This window comes from Frankia sp. BMG5.60, assembly GCF_059428125.1.
In genome coordinates, this window is sequence record NZ_CM182091.1 from 1862031 (window position 1) to 1878835 (window position 16805).

Sequence of the window (16805 nt, forward strand, 5' to 3'; positions counted from 1 at the left end):
CCTGTTGGCCGCCGCCGACCTCGGCAACGGCGTCTCCCTCGACGTCGGCGCGCTGGTGCGGACCGTCGCCATCCTGCAGCTCGTACCGTTCGCCGTCGGACTGCTGCTACGCCGCTATGCCACACCCACCGCCCTGGCCTGGCACCCTACAGCAGCGAAGGTCTCCAACATCACCCTCCTGGTCGTTCTCGTCGGCATGCTGCTGGGCAACTGGCAACACGTCGTCGGACTGGTCGGCTCCCGCGCCCTGCTCGCCGGGCTCGTCCTCGCCGCCGGCTTCGCCGTCGGCACCCTGCTGGCCACCGGCCCACCGCCACGACGCACCACGCTCGGAGGCGTCGCCGCGGTCCGCAACGCCGGACCGGCACTGGCCGCCATCGGCATCGCCTTCGACAACGACCCCGCCATCCTCGGCGCCGCCGGCCGCCGTCCTGCTCAGCGGCCTCGCCGCGGCCCTACCGATCGCCACCGTGCTCAACCGCAGGCGAGACGTCACACCCCGCAGCCAACAAGTGACGATCAACCACACACGCCAGACGAGCGGGCCGGCGAGAACAATGCACGGTGACCAGTTCGCCGTCATGCGGACACGTCGATCGGGCCTGGGACAGCGGCTCTACACCGTCGAGGACCCGTGCCACCGGCACGATGTGCAGGCGGACGATCCGCTGGCCGGCCTCTTTCCTTCCTCATCCGTGGCCGCGACACGACGTTCACGGCTTCGTTCGACGCTGTCTTCACGTCCACGGTCAACTCCGAGCAGCCCGAACCGATCTCGGTGTCGAGGAAGTCTCCTGAGCTTCGGGATACCCTCGGCCCATAACGCGCCGGAACAGATCGACACAAGTCACGTGACACGCGCACAGCCTGGATGTTATCCTTATGATCGCTCCGGCTGGTCCTCGGCTCTGGACACGGCATTCCCCGAGGACCCTCCGACAAGGACCGAGAAGCGTTTGCGGCGCCTACATTCCCGGCGGGCCTCCGGCACCGATGTCATCGGTGTTCTCCTCGGCAATCGAAGACGAGCCCTGTCCGATCGACCCTCATGCTGCTCGAGTACGCGCCCATGGTCTGATCCGTCAATATCCTTTCAACCCAGAAAGCTGGACAATTAGTGTTCCTATGGCCCCGAATGACCACTGGACCCGAACGTCTCATGTTGGAGTGCTTGCTTGACCGCAACCGACAAGCGCTCATCGACACCGCGCGAGGGCTATCCGAGACCGACGCACGGCGGCGCCTGGTCGTCTCACTGACCACGCCGATCGGGCTGATCAAACACGCCGCCACCGCCGAGCGCATCTGGTTCCAACGCGCCCTGCTCGGCCTGGACGAGTCCGCATGCGACGGCTACGCCACCGGTGACGACGGCAGTTTCGTTGTCGCCGACGGCGAAACGCTGGCCGACATGATCTCCGAGTTTGAGCGTGCCAGCGAGCGTTCCCGCGTGATCGCCGCCGACTTCGAGCTCGACGACACCAAGGCGCACCCCCGCGCTGGCGATGTCAGCCTGCGGTTTGTCTACCTGCTCCTGATCGAGGATTTCGCCCGTCACGCCGGCCATGGTGACATTCTCCGAGAACAAATCACCGCCGCGCGATAGGCGTTGGCAGGGCTGCGCAAGATCTGGTTGCAACCAAGCGTCGGTCCGGGTGGTCGTTCGTCGGGTGGGCGCCAGAGTTCGTTGTCGACTCGGTTGCCTGGGCCGTCGTAGGACTCCGCGCGTCCACGTAGCGGACATTCACTCGTGGTTAGGCTTGGGCAGGCCGCCGGTGGATGCGGGTTATGAGCCTGTCGACGTCGGCGACCGCCTGGACGGTGCGGACGACGGCCTTGTCGAGGTCTCGCGGCGAGGTTCGTTCGTCCTCGAAAGCGAGGTTGTGTTCGACGCGGAGCTGGTTGAGTGTGATGCGGGCCTGGAAGAGTTCGGCTTGCAGGCTGCCGAGGGCCTGGTACTCGGCTTGTTCGGTGATGGTGTCCAGGATGCGGGCGGCGTCGAGCGCGGCTTGGGCGCAGAGGCCGGTGGGAGTGAGTTCGGCCAGGTCTGCGGCGGCGGCGAGTTCGGCGTACTCGTCATCGGTGAACCGCGCGTTGACCGCCCGTGGGCGTCCGGGGTGAGTGTGGCGGCGGTCGCGGCCGACCCGTAGGCGCGGAACCTGACCGTCCCGGTCGCCAGTCACGGCGCTGGCCAGCGGTGGCGGAGTCTGGGCAGGGTGAGGTCGGCGGCAAGCCTCGCGTCCCCGCGATCTTCCCAGGGTCCCGCGGCCCCGCGCGGAGGAACGGGAGCATGCGGTTATATGACTGAGATAGGGCTTATGTGAGCTCGAGAACTGATCTCTTGCAGAACCGGCCCACCTGTTTCACGCTGGCTACGTGGACGTGGGCAGAGTGGGACCTGGGTAGAAAAGAAGCAGCGAGGATCGGAAGAGATCATGGCGGTGAGACTGAACAGAAAGGCCTATGACCATGCCCGGAGGCTGATCGAGGACAGGAAGGTCGTGCTGGACGAGCGGGACGACTGGAGCGAGCATCAGCCGTCAGCTCAGCAGGAGAACAGGTTCGTCGAGGAGCACGGCCTCGGTGAGTACCAGAAGTGGTACCTGGGGATCGATGACAAGATCGGCGAGGACCGGAGGACGCGGTACAAGTTCCCCTACGGAGACTTCGAGAACGTGCACCGGTGTGGGGTCCTGTCGGCCGAGTCGAGAGCCGGGCAGTACAAGCATTTCGACGTTGAACAGGCCGCCGCCCACCTGCATGGAATGCTTGACGTCGTACGCGCCGGATAGTGGCGCATACGCGACCAGCCAAGGGAGGATCACCAATGCCGGTTATGGGCGTGACCAGATTCGAGCGATTCTTCCGGACCGCCGCGGGTCTGGACATAGACAAGAACGACGTGAAGCGTTACGGCGATTTCGTCAACGACAAGGTCTTCGATCTGCTGCTCATGGCGCAGGCGACCGCGAAGGCGAACGTCCGAGATGTGATAGAGCCCTGGGACCTGCCCATCACCAAAGGGCTCCAGGAGAGCATGCACCGTTTCCGGGATCTCGACGAGGAGATCGAGCTGCGTCCCATCCTGGAACAGATCGCGGCTCGCCCCCCGCTGGACCTTGCCCTGGGCGACGACACCGCGGCCCGTCTTCCCCTCATCGTCGGCGGACTAAGCCTCGCACTCGCCCGAGCCTTCACGATCATCGAACCGGAGCTCAAGAATCCCGGGCCCAACGAATGGGAGCGCGTCGGCCGCATCTTCGACCTCCTCCTTTGAACCTCCCTTGAACACCTGGGGGAAGTCACTCGATGAAGGGAAGGCGTGGTCAGGTCAGCGCGATCGGGTCAGCACAGTCATGTCACGTAGTCGGGTCAGCCCTTGGACGATCCCGCGCCGGATGTCTGCGCGCTGGACGCTCCGGCTTCGGATGACTCGGCTTCGGGCGACGACTCGGCTTCGGATGACCTGGTGGTGGAGTCGGTGTGCTGGCCCGAGGTGTCCTCGATAGTCCGGCCGCTCTGCGTGGCCGTGGGTCCGGAGATCTCGATGTGGCGGGGCTGGCTGCTGCGGGCCTTCGCCAGCCGGACGGTCAGCACACCGTTGTCCAGGCTCGCCGTCACCGATTCGGGGTCGATGTCTCCGGGCAGCGTGATCTGGTGCTCGAAGTGGCCGAGCCGACGGGTCTGCCGGCGCAGCTTGCCGCGGCGTTCCCGCTCCTTGATCTCGCCGGTGACAAACAGCTCGTTCTCCTTCAGATCGATCGAGACGTCCTTGGGGTCGACGCCGGGGAGCTCGAGTTCGACCAGAAACGCGTCGTCGGTCTCCTCGACGTCCACCGCCGGCACCATCGCGGCGAGGACCCCGTAGGGCCGGTGCTCCCCGCCGACGACATCGCCGAGAAGGCTGCCCATCCGGGTCCAGGCGTCCTCGATCTCGCGGAACGGGTCCCAGCGAGTCGTCGGCACCGGACGGTCGGTGCCCGCGCGTGTTGGCAGGTTCATGATCTACCCCCATGGCTGTTGCTCTGGTTCCTGGCGTGCACTTCAATCGTCGTCCGCGCCCGCTTCGCCGGCAAACGCAGACACCGTGCATGTTCGCACCGGCGGCCGCGGCCGCCAGCACGAGTCGGTTCTCGCGGCACTCGGAGATTTCGGGTGTCCTCGGTTGGCTATGCGGTACGCGGGCAGTCTCCAAGAACGACCGCGTCGTTCGGGGAGAAACCTTGGATGCCCTGCGCGGTGGCGCAACCACGACCCACGTCGGGTGGGGGCGATCGACATGTCGCATGGTGATAACGATTTCCGGACAGATGACGGCAGTGCCCGCGGTTCCCGATCGCATGACCCTGGAGCCGGTGCTCCCCGAGCAGGGGTCCTCCACCACGGCGACCCCCGCCTTGATGATGCTCGGAGTGAGCGAGGGACGGACCGTGCGGACGGGACCGGCCGCACGGTCGGGTCGCAGAAAGTGGTCGCCACCTTCAGTACCTACGCCGATGCCGAACGGGCCGTCGATCGACTTGCCGACCTCCACTTCCCGGTGGAGAAGACCGCCATCGTCGGCCGCGACCTGCACACGATCGAGAAGGTCACGGGTCGGCTGACCTGGGCCTCCGCGGCAGGCCGGCCGGCGCTCGCCGGTGCCGTCACGGGCGCGCTGATCGGCTGGATCTTCGGCCTGTTCAACTGGATCAACCCTGTTCAGGCAGCGGTGCTGCTCGCGCTCTACGGAGCCATCTTCGGCGCGGTCCTCGGTGCTCTGACGGGTCTGCTGATCTACGCGTTCAGCCGGGGCCGGCGCGATTTCGTCTCCGTGTCGGCGCTGAGTGCCGATCGCTACGACCTGCTCGTCGACGCCGACGTGGCGGACGAGGCGGCCCGGTTCCTGGCGGAGACCGAGTTCGGCCGGCTCTCGTCCGCCGGGAGCGGCCGGAGCTGACATTGATCAGCCGCCGGCCCGGCACGCGCGGTGGCGCGTCGTGCGGACGTGTCGGCCTCTGGTCCGCCGCCTTGCTCTGGTTCGCCGGGTGGCGGCGTGTTGCGGTCTTCGTCCGGCCGGTCCTACCGTGGTCGTGAGGACTGCCGGGGCCCCGCCACTTCCACCAGAATGCTCCCACCGGGAGGTCATAGTGGGTAAGGCAGTAGGAATAGATCTGGGGACTACGAACTCGGTCATCGCCGTCGTCGAGGGCGGCCAGCCGACAGTTGTCCCCAATACTGAGGGCTCGCGCACGACGCCTTCGGTCGTTGCTTTCACCGAGAGCGGCGAGCGGCTGGTGGGTGAACTCGCCCGCCGGCAGGCGGTTCTCAATCCCAAAGGCACGATCACCGCGGTCAAACGGTTCATCGGCCGCCGGTACAGCGAGGTCACCAGTGAGCTGAAGACAGTCACGTACGACATCACCGCCGGGAAGGAAGACGCAGTAAGGATCGTCGTTCGCGGGCGCGAGTACGCCCCCGAGGAGATCTCGGCGATGGTGCTCCGGAAACTGGCCGACGACGCCGCCAAGTTCCTCGGCGAAAAGGTCACCGAAGCCGTGATCACGGTGCCGGCGTACTTCAACGACGCGCAACGGCAGTCGACCAAGGACGCCGGCCGGATCGCCGGCCTGGACGTGCTGCGCATCATCAACGAGCCCACCGCCGCCGCGCTGGCCTACGGGATGGACAAGAGGTCGCACGAGACCGTACTGGTCTTCGACCTGGGCGGCGGCACCTTCGACGTCTCCGTCCTCGACGTGGGCGACGGCATCGTCGAGGTGCGGGCGACCGCCGGCGACACCCATCTCGGCGGCAACGACTGGGACCGCCGCCTCGTCGACTTCCTCGCCGACGAGTTCCGGAACCAGACCGGCATCGACCTGCGTAACGATCCGCAGGCACTGCAGCGGCTCTTCGAAGCCGCCGAGAAGGCGAAGGTCGAGCTTTCCTCTGTCTCCCAGACCCAGGTCAACCTGCCGTTCATCACCGCCGACGCGAACGGCCCGAAACACCTCAACACCACCATCACCCGCTCTCAGTTCGAGAAGATCACGGCCGATCTGCTCGAGCGGTGCATGCCGCCGCTGCGCCAGGCGATGGCGGACGCGAAGGTCTCCGAGCAGGACCTCGACGAGGTGATCCTCGTCGGTGGCGCCACCCGCATGCCGGCCGTGCAGGCCCTGGTGCGTCGGCTGACCGCCGGCAAGGATCCGAACATGACGGTCAACCCGGACGAGGTCGTCGCCGTCGGCGCCGCCATCCAGGCCGCGGTCATCAAGGGCGAGGTCTCCGACGTGCTGCTGCTGGACGTCACCCCGCTCTCCCTCGGGGTGGAGACCCTCGGCGGCGTGAGCACGAAGGTGATCGAGCGCAACACCACCATCCCGGCGCGGCGCACCGAGACGTTCTCGACCGCGGAGGACAACCAGTCGGCCGTCGACATCGTGGTGCTCCAGGGCGAACGTGAGATGGCCGCCGACAACCGGACGCTGGGCCGATTCCGGCTCGAGGGCATCCGCCCCGCCCCGCGTGGCCAGGCACAGGTCGACGTCACCTACGACATCGACGCCAACGGCATCCTCAACGTCACCGCGAAGGACAAGGACACCAGCGCCGAGCAGCGGATCACCATCTCGGACAACACCAACCTGCCGCAGGACGAGATCCAGCGCATGGTCGCCGACGCCGAGCAGAACCGGGCCGAGGACGCCCGGCTGCGCGAGAACGCCGACGCCCGCAACCAACTCGACACGATCGTCTACCAGGTCGAGCAGCGGCTCACCGAACTCGGCGACCAGGTCCCCGTGCACGAGAAGGCCCGCGCCGAACAGCTCATCGCCGACGCCCGCCGCGCGCTGGAGGAGCACGCCGACGTCGACCGCGTCCGGCCGATCATCAACGATCTCCAGCAGGTCCTCTACGGCCTTCCGGCCGTCGCGCAGCGCGAGGCGGCATCGGCGGCCAGTGGCGGAACCGGAGCAGGAGCAGCAGGAGCGGGCGGAGCTGGAGGCGGCGGAGCTGGAGGCGGCGGAGCTGGAGGCGGCGGAGCTGGAGCCGGTGGACCGGGCGAGACCTCGGCCGGTGGGGACGACGTCATCGACGCCGACTTCACCACGCGTGACGATGGGTGAGAACCGATCGGATGCCGAGCGGCCCGAGACCACCCCGGCACCCGACCTCGCCGCGAAACTCGAGCAGTGCCAGGCCAGCCACCTGCGGACTCTCGCCGACTTCGACAACTACCGTCGGCGGACCGGACGCGAGATCGGCGCCGCGAGGGCAGCCGAGCGGGATCGTGTGGTTCTCGCGTGGGTGCCGGTGCTGGATCATCTCGAGCTCGCCCTCTCGCACGCGGACGCCGACCCCGACTCGCTCGTCGACGGGGTACGCGGGGTACGCCAGCTCGCTCTGGACGCGCTGCGAAACTCCGGGATCACTCGACTCGACGACGAGACCGGCGCCTTCGACCCGACCCGTCACGAGGTCGGCGCCGTCGTCGACAGCGGCTCGACGTCCCGTCCGCCCCCGGCGGGCACCGTTGTCGAGGTGCTCCGGCCGGGCTACCAGGCCGACGGCCGCGTACTGCGCCCCGCGGCCGTGGCCGTGAGCGCCGGGCCGAAACCGAACAACGGCGCAAAATCGAACAACGGGCCGAGGCGGGATACCGGGTCAGAACCAGGAGAGGGACCAGGACCCGATACCGAGCCGGAAGCATCGTGACATGAGCAGCGGCCAAGCCACGAATCAGGCCAGCGAGGACTTCTACGAGATCCTCGGGGTCCCCCGGAACGCCGACGCCGACGCGATCCAGCGGGCGTACCGGAAACTCGCCCGCCAGTACCACCCCGACGTCAACTCCGATCCTGGGGCCGAGGAGCGGTTCAAGGACCTGTCGGAGGCGTATGACGTGCTCTCCGATCCCGACACCCGGGCGCGCTACGACAGGTTCGGCCGGGATTTCCGCCGGATGCCCGAAGGCGCCGAACGATGGGCGGGCGCAGGCGCGGGTGCCGGGGCGCGTGCCGGCGCCGGTGGCCCGGGCTTCCGGTTCGAGGGGTTCGAGGGGTTCGACTTCGAGGACCTGTTCGGCGGCACGGGCGGCGGCTTCTTCCGCGGCCGAGGCCGGGCGGGACCTGTGTCCGGTGCCGACCAGGAAGCCGAGATCGAGGTCACCCTCGCCGAGGCCTACCGAGGCGGTCGGCGCAGGGTCACCCTGGCGGGCCCGACCGGGCCCCGCGAGGTCCAGGTCACCATCCCGCCCGGAGTGACCGACGGGCAGCGGCTGCGGCTCGCGGGCCAGGGGGGGCGCGGTCGGGACGGCGGGGATCCGGGTGACCTCTACCTCGTGGTGCGCCTCGCGCCCGGCCCCCGATTCCGGGTCGAAGGCCGGGACGTGCACACCGATCTGCCCCTCGCGCCGTGGGAGGGCGTGCTCGGCACGAAGGTCGCCATCGCCACCCCGGACGGCGAGCAGGTGACCGTCACCGTCCCCCCCGGCACCTCCACCGGCCGCAAGCTCCGCCTGCGCGGCAGAGGCCTGCCCCGCCCCGCGGGTGGTTCGAGGCGCGGTGACCACGCCGGCGACCTCTACGCGCACGCCCGAATCATGGTCCCGAGCAACCCCACCGCGCGGGAGACGGAGCTGTTCCGCGAGCTCGCCGAGGTCTCGTCCTTCAACCCCAGGGAGAGGTCATGACCACGCTGCTCGTGCGCACCAGCGCCCGTCCCCAGGGCCTCGACCTGGACGCGTTCTGTGTCGCGGCGCACCTGCATCCCGAGCTCGTCCGACGGCTGGTGACGCTGGGTCTCCTCGACGCGGAGATCGACACCGCCGGCCACTACACACTCGCGACGACGGCGGTGGCACGCGCCGGCCGTATCGAACGGCTGCGCCGCGACCTCGGCATCACCTACACGGCGACCGGGGTCGTGCTCGACCTGCTCGACCGGATCGACGAACTCGAACGGCTCCTCCGTGCCCGACCCGCCCGAGGCGAGGTGCATCCATGGACATGAACAAGCTGACCGAGAAGTCCCGCGAGGCTCTTGACGCCGCGCAGGCACGAGCGGTGCGCCTCGGCCAGGTCGAGGTGGACGGCGAGCACCTGCTGGCCGCGCTGCTCGAACCGCCCGAGGGACTGGTGCGCCGCCTGCTGATCGCTTCGGGCGGGGATCCGGCCGCGGTCGCCGAAGCGGTCGAGAACGAACTGCGGCGCCGGCCCAAGGTGTCCGGACCCGGCGCGCGACCCGGCGAGGTGTATGTGACCCAGCGGCTGTCCCGCCTGCTGGACGCCGCCAGCAGAGAGGCCGGTCGACTCAAGGACGAGTACGTGTCGGTCGAGCACCTCCTCCTCGCCCTCGTCGACGAGGGACAATCCAGCGCCGCCGGCCGGATCCTCGCCCAGAACGGCCTCACGAGGGAGAAGCTGCTCACCGCGCTGACCGAGGTTCGCGGGAACCAGCGGGTGACGTCCGCGAACCCCGAGGCCACCTACGAGGCGCTGGAGAAGTACGGCCGCGACCTGGTCGCGGAGGCCCGCGACGACCGGCTCGACCCGGTCATCGGCCGCGATTCCGAGATCCGCCGGGTCGTGCAGATCCTCTCCCGCAAGACGAAGAACAACCCGGTGCTGCTCGGCGACCCGGGGGTCGGCAAGACGGCGATCGTCGAGGGCCTCGCCCAGCGCATCCACCGGGGCGACGTACCTGAGGGACTACGCGACCGGACGGTGTTCCAGCTCGACCTGGCGGCGCTGGTCGCCGGAGCCAAGTACCGGGGCGAGTTCGAGGAGCGGCTCAAGGCCGTCCTCAGCGAGGTCAAGGCGGCCGAAGGCCGGATCCTGCTGTTCGTCGACGAGCTGCACACCGTCGTGGGCGCCGGCGCCGCCGAGGGAGCGATGGACGCCGGGAACATGCTCAAGCCGATGCTCGCCCGCGGCGAACTGCACCTCATCGGCGCCACCACCGTCGAGGAATACCGCAAGCACATCGAATCCGACGCCGCGTTCGAACGCCGCTTCCAGCCGGTGCTGGTCGACGAACCGTCGGTGGAGGACACCATCTCCATCCTGCGTGGGCTGCGCGAACGGTTCGAGATCTTCCACGGCGTGCGGATCCAGGACGGTGCGCTGGTCGCCGCGGCCGTGCTGTCGCACCGCTACATCGCCGACCGGTTCCTGCCCGACAAGGCGATCGACCTCGTCGACGAGGCGTGCGCCATGCTCCGCACCGACATCGACTCGATGCCGACCGCGCTCGACGAAATCACCCGCAAGGTCACCCGGCTGGAGATCGAGGGGGCCGCGCTGGCGAAGGAGAGCGACCCGGCCAGCGTCGCCCGGCTCGACCAGCTCCGCAAGGAGCTCACCGACCTGCGGGCGGAGGCCGACGCGATGCGCGCACAGTGGGAGTCAGAACGGCAGGCCATCCGCAAGGTCCAGGAGCTGCGCGAGGAGATCGAGCAGGTCCGCCGGCGCGCGGACGAGGCCGAGCGTGCCTACGACCTCAACACGGCCGCCGAGCTGCGCCACGGCCAACTCCCGGAACTGGAACGCCGGCTGGCCGCCGAGGAGGAACGACTGGCCGGCCGCCAGCACGGGCAACCGCTGCTGCGTGAACTGGTGACCGAGGAGGAGATCGCCGACATCGTCTCCCGCTGGACCGGCATCCCCGTCACCCGGCTCGTCGAGGGCGAGCGCGAGAAGCTGCTGCGCCTGGACGAGATCCTGCATCAGCGGGTGGTCGGCCAGGACGAGGCCGTCAGCCTGGTGGCGGACGCCGTCATCCGCGCGCGCTCCGGTATCAAGGACCCCCGGCGGCCGGTCGGGTCGTTCATCTTCCTGGGACCGACCGGCGTGGGGAAGACAGAGCTCGCCCGCACGCTCTCCGAGGCGCTGTTCGACTCCGAGGAGGCGATGATCCGCATCGACATGAGCGAGTACCAGGAGCGCCACACGGTCAGCCGGCTGATCGGCTCTCCTCCGGGCTATGTCGGTTATGAGGAGGGCGGGCAGCTCACCGAGGCGGTGCGCCGCAAGCCGTACTCCGTGGTCCTCTTCGACGAGATCGAGAAGGCGCATCCGGATGTGTTCAACACGCTCCTGCAGGTACTCGACGACGGCCGGCTGACCGACGCGCGGGGCCGAACCGTGAACTTCACCAACACGGTAATCATCATGACGTCGAACATCGGCTCACAGTGGCTGATGGACGCGGTGACGCCCGACGGCGAGATCGAACCCGAGGCGCGGGCCCGGGTGATGGCCGACCTGCGGGAACGATTCCGCCCCGAGTTCCTCAACCGGCTCGATGAGATCGTCCTGTTCAAGCCGCTCACCCTGGCCGAGATCGAACAGGTCGTCGACCTGCTGGTGGAGGACCTGCGCCGGCGGCTCGCGGACCGCCAGATCACCCTGGAGATCACCGAGCCGGCCCGGTTGTTCATCGCCCGCGAGGGGTTCGACCCGGTCTTCGGCGCCAGGCCGCTGCGGCGGTTCATCCAACGCGAGGTCGAGACCCGGATCGGCCGGGCACTGGTCGCCGGCGACGTCACCGACGGCTCCCGCGTTACCGTCGACCTGGTCGAGGGCCATCTCGCTGTCACGCATGACGTGCCCGCAATGCATCGGGGATGACGGCCGCGAAGAACAACCGCCCGCCGGGGAACCGCGCGGCAGCAGACAGGACGTCGCGACCACCAAGATCAGCGCCTGCACCGGAACGCCGTCGCTGTTGAACAGTCGATGTTCGGAGAACATGATGACCATCGCCATTGATCCGCATCTCCGTCTGGTGCGTCCCGTCGAACCGCTCACCCCACAGGGGTGCGCCGAATGCCTGCGGATCGGCTCCCCCTGGGTGCACCTGAGGCTCTGCCTGACCTGCGGTCATGTCGGATGCTGCGACTCGTCGCCGTTGCGGCATGCCCGGGCCCACGCACACGCGATCGGGCATCCCATCGTGCAGTCGTTCGAGCCGGGCGAGGACTGGCGGTGGTGCTACGTCGACGAGGTCTTCGTCTGACGACGAGGTCCACTTCGGCACTCCCCGTCCGACAGTCCGGGCCCGGGTCCGAGCTCTGATCATCGATTTTCGTCGACCCTGATGGCGAACGGAGGATCCGATGCAGGCCAGCCAGGACGACATCGGCGGCGCCGGGCCGGCGGCTGCCGGGCAGATCACCGAGACGCCGGACACCCACGGGGCCTACCCGCGTCTGGGCGTCGACCAGCTCGCCTCGCTGGAGGCCGTCGGCCGACGACGCCCCACCACGGTCGGGGACCTGCTGTTTCGGGAAGGCGACCGGACGACCGACTTCTTCGTGGTGCTGTCCGGTCTGGTCGCTTCCGTCGATGGCTACGGGACTGCGCGCGAACGGCAGATCAGCCTGCACGGTGAACGTCGCTTCCTCGGTGAGCTCAGCCTGCTCTCCGGGCAGACGGCCTTCACCTCCGTGGTGGTCCGGAAACCTGGCGAGGTCCTTGCCGTCCCACTGGACGGGTTTCGGCGGCTGGTGGCGACCGATCCTGGCCTGGGGGACCTGATATTGCGGGCCTACCTGGTGCGCCGGTGGCTCCTCATCGGCCTGGGCGCGGGACTGCGCATCGTCGGGTCCCGCTACAGCCCCCAGGCCCGCCGACTGCGGGATTTCGCCGCGCGCAACCGGCTGCCGCACCAGTGGGTCTGTCTGGAAAACGACCCGTCCGCCGAGGAGCTGCTGCGTACCCTCGCCATCGAACCGGCGGACACCCCGGTGGTCGTCTGGGGACGACGGGTGCTGCGCAACCCGAGTATCGCGGAGCTCGCGCATGCGGTCGGATTGCCGGCGCCCGCCCAGGCGGGATCCACCTGGGATCTGATCGTCGTGGGCGCCGGTCCCGCCGGCCTGGCGGCGTCGGTGTACGGGGCATCTGAAGGACTGGCGACCGTCACGCTGGACTGCCTCGCCACTGGCGGGCAGGCCGCCACCTCCCCCCGGATCGAGAACTATCTCGGGTTCCCGTCCGGCATCTCCGGCGGTGACCTGGCCGAACGAGCGGTCCTGCAGGCGGAGAAGTTCGGAGCCTGCCTCAGCATGCCCTCCCGGGCCGTGGCCCTCGGCCGCAACGACGGGCTGCACCAGGTGACCCTGGACAATGGGGAGACGCTGGCTGCGCGGACCCTGGTAATCGCGACCGGGGCACAGTACCGGGAGTTGAACGTGCCCGGCCTGCAGGAGTTTGAAGGCACGTCCGTCTTCCGCGCGGCGACGCTGGTCGAGGCCCAGACCTGCCGGGGCGATCCCGTCGTCGTGGTAGGCGGCGGCAACTCGGCCGGACAGGCGGCGCTGTATCTGGCCCAGCACGCCGGCTTCGTGCGACTGTGCGTCCGCCACGATGATCTGGGTCGCGACATGTCGCGGTACCTCGTCGACCAGATCGTCCGCACCCCGTCCATTGAGGTGCGTCTACACCGGGAGATCAGCGGCCTGCGCGGAGGGGGCACTCTGGAGGCCGTGATCCTCGAGGACAAGCAGACCGGCGCACAGGAGGAGGTGCCCGCCCGGGCCCTGTTCTTGTTCATCGGGGCCCGCCCGCACACGGACTGGCTCGCCGATCAGGTCGCGCTCGACGACCGGGGATTCGTCCGGACGGGGGTCGACGCCGAACCGGCCGCCGAACCGAGCATGGCCGGCGACGGAACGCCCGATCCCTGCCCGCTGGTGCTGGAAACCAGCCGGCGCGGGGTGTTCGCGGTCGGGGACGTACGCAGCGGATCGGTGAAGCGGGTGGCCGCCGCGGTCGGCGAGGGCGCCATGGCCGTCCGCCTGGTCCACGAACGGCTCTACCGCGCCTACTAGCCATCCTGATTCGGTGGGAGGCCATCCTGATTCGGTGGGAGGTCGGTGGGAGGTCGGCCGGCGGACTTCCGCTGCGGCCTGCCACCGCACGTCCTTCCCGGTCGGACGTCGACGAGAGCCGGGCGTCGTTTCTCAGCCGGGCGTCGGAAGGGTGTAACGCAGCAGCGCGCCGACCCGTTCGGTCGGTGATTCCGGCACGTCGGCCGGGACGCTGTGGACGGCCGCTCCGGTGCCCAACGCGGCCCGGATGAGCGCATCCACCCGCCCAACCCGGATCGGGTGGGCGACCGCCGGCAGGTCCGCGGGATCCAGCGCGACCTCACTGAGGTCCGGACCGATCCAGGCCGGCGCGCCGGCCGGGACCCCTTCGGCCAGCAGCAGGTCGCTCACCTGGGCCAGGCGCAGGGCAGCGACCGTAGCCCGCGGCCCGTCAGCGGCATCCAGTGCGATCCGGTCCCCGGGGCGGGGTCCACCGCCCGTGTTCGCGGGACCCGACCCTTCCGGGTGGCCGACGCCCGCCGCGGACACCGATCCGAGGGACCTCGGAACCGTCCCACTCGCCGCCCCGACCAGCGAGGTCGCGCGGCGGCGATACTGCTCGAACTCGGCCAGCAGACTCCCCGTCCGCCGGGTCCGCTGCTCGGCGAGCACGTCCATGACCCGACCGGCCAGATGGTCGTCGGACCCGTCCTGGGCGCGGCTACCCTCGACGACCACGACCTTGGTCGCGACCTCGACCGGCAGCTCCTCGCGGACCAGCGAGAGCTCCTTCGGATCGCCGGCCAGGATCACCACCTCGGCGGCGATGTCGCGCGCGGCCCGGACGATCCGATCGGCGTCCTCCTTCGCACCGTGCTTCCAATGCTCCTCGACGCGGCTCTCATAGCGTCGCTGGGCCCAGCCTCCGGTGTGTGCCTTGTGCCATGGCGGCCGGGTCGTGTCCTGGGAGACGCCGCCGGCCGGCAGGGGACCGTCGGTGTAGGCGAGCACATCGACCCCGCGCCGATCGACCAGGGCGATCACGTGTGGGATCCGACCGTCGGCCCAGTCGAGCAGCGGCAGCAGGTGTGGCAGCGGTCCGACCGCGACGAGGTCGACATCCGACCGACCAGGGAGCCATCGCGCGAACGGGACGTGGGCGGATTTACCCTCGCCGACGGCCACGACCACGCGCGTCCCACTTTCACGGTGATGGGAGTCGCCCCGCTCGGCGAGCAGCGCATCGCGGGTAGCCGGCCCGACGCCCTGGCCTTCGAGATCGGCGAGGATGTCCGTCCACCGCAGATCGTAGAGACGGGCGGCGTTCTCACGGGCATGATCTGTACTGGCGTACACGGTCACGACCGGACCATCGAAGTCATACAGGCTGCGCAGCTCGCTCATGTCCATGAGGCGCTCCTCGGCAGGTGACAGAAGCGGTGAACCGATTCGACGCCGCGGGCGAGCCCCTCGACATGGACACCCCGTGGGCGGCCCATCGGACACCTACCTGAAGGGGTGCGCCCTGGGCGCGGGCCCAAACCTGCCCACCACACTGGCCACCCGGTCAGCCGGCCGGCCAGGCCGCCCCGGCCGGCGTCGCCGGGTCGCCCCAGCCGGTGCCGCGGATCGCACGCCACGCCTGCCTCCTGCCTCCTGCCTCCGGAAGTCGACAGGAGCTGGCCTTCGCGGCATTGCGGTGCGGCCAGTCGCCGAGCGGAGTAGCGGTGAAAAAGACGCCTTTATCGGTTAGGTCCAGCTCGACAACACCGGGGACCGGCGATGTTTCGACGGCAGTGAGATCTGGAATGCCAGAAGAATCGGCATCAGTGAAATCAGCCCGGGTCTGAACCTCCCGAGTAGGTCCGAGCTTTGGCGGAAGTCGTACGCCGCACCAAGGCACAGTCACCCCGGAATTACCGGAAAGTCCGAAATATGTCGTCGGGCGGGTATTCTGAAGGATGGATGATGAGGATTCTTGATGACGGACAGACGCGAGCGAACGAGGGTCCGGCGGCCCGCGGAGGTCGGCTCGGAACCGCCCTGGGATGGTTCAGTGTCGGACTGGGCACGGCCGAGATCGCCACTCCGGGGGCGATCACTCGAATCGTCGGGGTCGACAACTCGGCGACGAACCGGGTCATCTTGCGGACCCTGTGTGGTGCGCGCGAGCTGGCGGCCGGCATCGGGATCTTCGGGGACGAACGTCCGGGACGTTGGCTGTGGGGACGGGTCGGGGGCGATGCCATCGATCTGTCGCTACTGACGGCCGGCGCCTATCGGCACCGCTACGAGCCAACGCGGCTGGCGCGGCTGCTGTTCGCCACCGGTTCGGTCATCGGCGTGACGGTACTCGATGTGATCGCCGCCCGGCGTCATGACGGCCCGCGACACGTGTCCGGGCATACGGCGCAGGCGAGGGCGACCACCACGGTCCGCCGCACGCCCGAGGATCTGTACCGCCGGTGGCATGATTTCGATGCGTTGCCGACGTTCATGTACCACCTCGACTCGGTGCACACGACCAACGGCACCTCGCACTGGAAGGCGAAGGGGCCCGCCGGCACGAAGGTCGAATGGGATGCGAAGATCGTCGACGACCGTCCGGACGAGTTGATCGCCTGGCGGTCCGTCAAGGGTTCGAAGGTTTACAACGCCGGGACGGTGCGCTTCCTGCCGGCCCCGGGCGATCGCGGGACCGAGGTCCATGTCGACCTGAAATACGACATTCCCGGGGGCGTGCCGGGGTATGCGGTGGCGAAGCTGCTCGGCGAGGAGCCGAGCCAGCAGATCACCGACGATCTGCGGCGTTTCAAGCAGCTGATGGAGACCGGTGAGGTCGTCCGTTCGGAAGGCAGTCCGACCGGAGCCCGCAACGCCGTGCATCTGCTCGGGCAGCACCCAGCCCGACCGCTCGGCTGATCGTGCGTTCGGCTGGCCTCGCCACCCGGTTTTTCGTCGAGGGCCAGCACAACAGCCAAAAAGAGTCAGGCTACAACCCTGAATT

The 16805-nt window shown here is 68.8% G+C and carries 16 protein-coding genes; 13 read left to right on the top strand and 3 right to left on the bottom strand.

Annotated elements, in window-relative coordinates; all coding sequences use genetic code 11:
• The first annotated feature begins 4 nt into the window (after positions 1–4).
• Positions 5–568 carry a hypothetical protein gene (locus AC5R91_RS07345; RefSeq protein WP_495396395.1) on the top strand — a complete coding sequence of 188 codons (564 nt, stop codon included), beginning with the start codon at positions 5–7 and terminating at the stop codon, positions 566–568.
• Positions 569–1117: 549 nt separating this feature from the next.
• Complete coding sequence (locus tag AC5R91_RS07350; protein WP_495396396.1) at positions 1118–1606, top strand: DinB family protein; 489 nt, start codon at positions 1118–1120, stop codon at positions 1604–1606.
• 148 nt (positions 1607–1754) lie between these two features.
• Here AC5R91_RS07350 and AC5R91_RS07355 read toward each other — a convergent pair whose 3' ends face one another.
• Entirely contained in the window at positions 1755–2183 is a 429-nt protein-coding gene (locus AC5R91_RS07355) for a plasmid mobilization protein (RefSeq protein WP_495396397.1), read from the bottom strand.
• A gap of 252 nt (positions 2184–2435) precedes the next feature.
• Here AC5R91_RS07355 and AC5R91_RS07360 point away from each other — a divergent pair, with 252 nt between their 5' ends.
• Both AC5R91_RS07360 and AC5R91_RS07365 read left to right on the top strand, forming a co-directional pair.
• The gene (locus AC5R91_RS07360) at positions 2436–2792 is read left to right on the top strand and encodes a hypothetical protein (protein WP_495396398.1); all 357 of its coding nucleotides are present in this window, start codon (positions 2436–2438) and stop codon (positions 2790–2792) included.
• A gap of 44 nt (positions 2793–2836) precedes the next feature.
• Positions 2837–3277 carry a DUF1931 family protein gene (locus AC5R91_RS07365; RefSeq protein ID WP_495397910.1) on the top strand — a complete coding sequence of 147 codons (441 nt, stop codon included), beginning with the start codon at positions 2837–2839 and terminating at the stop codon, positions 3275–3277.
• Positions 3278–3372: 95 nt separating this feature from the next.
• On the opposite strand, the gene AC5R91_RS07370 is transcribed toward AC5R91_RS07365, so the two are convergent.
• A complete protein-coding gene (locus AC5R91_RS07370) occupies positions 3373–3966 on the bottom strand; it encodes an Hsp20/alpha crystallin family protein (protein ID WP_495396399.1) in 594 nt (197 codons plus the stop codon).
• 502 nt (positions 3967–4468) lie between these two features.
• Here AC5R91_RS07370 and AC5R91_RS07375 point away from each other — a divergent pair.
• From AC5R91_RS07375 to AC5R91_RS07410, 8 genes are all read left to right on the top strand, one after another.
• A complete protein-coding gene (locus AC5R91_RS07375; protein WP_495396400.1) occupies positions 4469–4939 on the top strand; it encodes a YflT domain-containing protein in 471 nt (156 codons plus the stop codon).
• Positions 4940–5129: 190 nt separating this feature from the next.
• Positions 5130–7112, top strand: coding sequence for a molecular chaperone DnaK (dnaK, locus tag AC5R91_RS07380; RefSeq protein WP_495396401.1), 1983 nt, complete (start codon positions 5130–5132; stop codon positions 7110–7112).
• Positions 7105–7701, top strand: a complete 597-nt coding sequence (locus tag AC5R91_RS07385) for a nucleotide exchange factor GrpE (protein ID WP_495396402.1) — start codon at positions 7105–7107, stop codon at positions 7699–7701. Before dnaK ends, AC5R91_RS07385 begins: the two co-directional genes overlap by 8 nt.
• A 1-nt stretch (position 7702) precedes the next feature.
• On the top strand, positions 7703–8677 hold the full coding sequence (locus AC5R91_RS07390; RefSeq protein WP_495396403.1) for a DnaJ C-terminal domain-containing protein: 975 nt from the start codon (positions 7703–7705) through the stop codon (positions 8675–8677).
• Positions 8674–8997 carry a chaperone modulator CbpM gene (locus AC5R91_RS07395; RefSeq protein WP_495396404.1) on the top strand — a complete coding sequence of 108 codons (324 nt, stop codon included), beginning with the start codon at positions 8674–8676 and terminating at the stop codon, positions 8995–8997. Before AC5R91_RS07390 ends, AC5R91_RS07395 begins: the two co-directional genes overlap by 4 nt.
• Positions 8988–11615 carry an ATP-dependent chaperone ClpB gene (clpB, locus tag AC5R91_RS07400; protein WP_495396405.1) on the top strand — a complete coding sequence of 876 codons (2628 nt, stop codon included), beginning with the start codon at positions 8988–8990 and terminating at the stop codon, positions 11613–11615. Before AC5R91_RS07395 ends, clpB begins: the two co-directional genes overlap by 10 nt.
• A gap of 124 nt (positions 11616–11739) precedes the next feature.
• Positions 11740–12003 (top strand): UBP-type zinc finger domain-containing protein, encoded by a 264-nt coding sequence (locus AC5R91_RS07405; RefSeq protein ID WP_495396406.1) that lies wholly within the window; start codon positions 11740–11742, stop codon positions 12001–12003.
• Between the two features lie 100 nt (positions 12004–12103).
• Complete coding sequence (locus AC5R91_RS07410; RefSeq protein WP_495396407.1) at positions 12104–13819, top strand: FAD-dependent oxidoreductase; 1716 nt, start codon at positions 12104–12106, stop codon at positions 13817–13819.
• A gap of 132 nt (positions 13820–13951) precedes the next feature.
• Here the strand turns inward: AC5R91_RS07410 and AC5R91_RS07415 are convergent, their stop codons facing one another.
• Complete coding sequence (locus AC5R91_RS07415) at positions 13952–15208, bottom strand: baeRF2 domain-containing protein (protein WP_495396408.1); 1257 nt, start codon at positions 15206–15208, stop codon at positions 13952–13954.
• Between the two features lie 558 nt (positions 15209–15766).
• On the opposite strand from AC5R91_RS07415, the gene AC5R91_RS07420 reads away from it, so the two are divergent.
• Positions 15767–16720: an SRPBCC family protein gene (locus AC5R91_RS07420; RefSeq protein WP_495396409.1), complete on the top strand. Its 954-nt coding sequence runs from the start codon at positions 15767–15769 to the stop codon at positions 16718–16720.
• Positions 16721–16805: the final 85 nt, after the last annotated feature.

Bases quoted from the DNA above. Each gene is read 5' to 3' on its own strand.
- AC5R91_RS07360 (WP_495396398.1), top strand. From the start codon at position 2,436: ATGGCGGTGAGACTGAACAGAAAGGCCTATGACCATGCCCGGAGGCTG.
- AC5R91_RS07365 (WP_495397910.1), top strand. From the start codon at position 2,837: ATGGGCGTGACCAGATTCGAGCGATTCTTCCGGACCGCCGCGGGTCTG.
- AC5R91_RS07385 (WP_495396402.1), top strand. From the start codon at position 7,105: ATGGGTGAGAACCGATCGGATGCCGAGCGGCCCGAGACCACCCCGGCA.
- AC5R91_RS07390 (WP_495396403.1), top strand. From the start codon at position 7,703: ATGAGCAGCGGCCAAGCCACGAATCAGGCCAGCGAGGACTTCTACGAG.
- AC5R91_RS07395 (WP_495396404.1), top strand. From the start codon at position 8,674: ATGACCACGCTGCTCGTGCGCACCAGCGCCCGTCCCCAGGGCCTCGAC.
- clpB (WP_495396405.1), top strand. From the start codon at position 8,988: ATGGACATGAACAAGCTGACCGAGAAGTCCCGCGAGGCTCTTGACGCC.
- AC5R91_RS07405 (WP_495396406.1), top strand. From the start codon at position 11,740: ATGACCATCGCCATTGATCCGCATCTCCGTCTGGTGCGTCCCGTCGAA.
- AC5R91_RS07410 (WP_495396407.1), top strand. From the start codon at position 12,104: ATGCAGGCCAGCCAGGACGACATCGGCGGCGCCGGGCCGGCGGCTGCC.
- AC5R91_RS07415 (WP_495396408.1), bottom strand. From the start codon at position 15,208: ATGGACATGAGCGAGCTGCGCAGCCTGTATGACTTCGATGGTCCGGTC.
- AC5R91_RS07420 (WP_495396409.1), top strand. From the start codon at position 15,767: ATGAGGATTCTTGATGACGGACAGACGCGAGCGAACGAGGGTCCGGCG.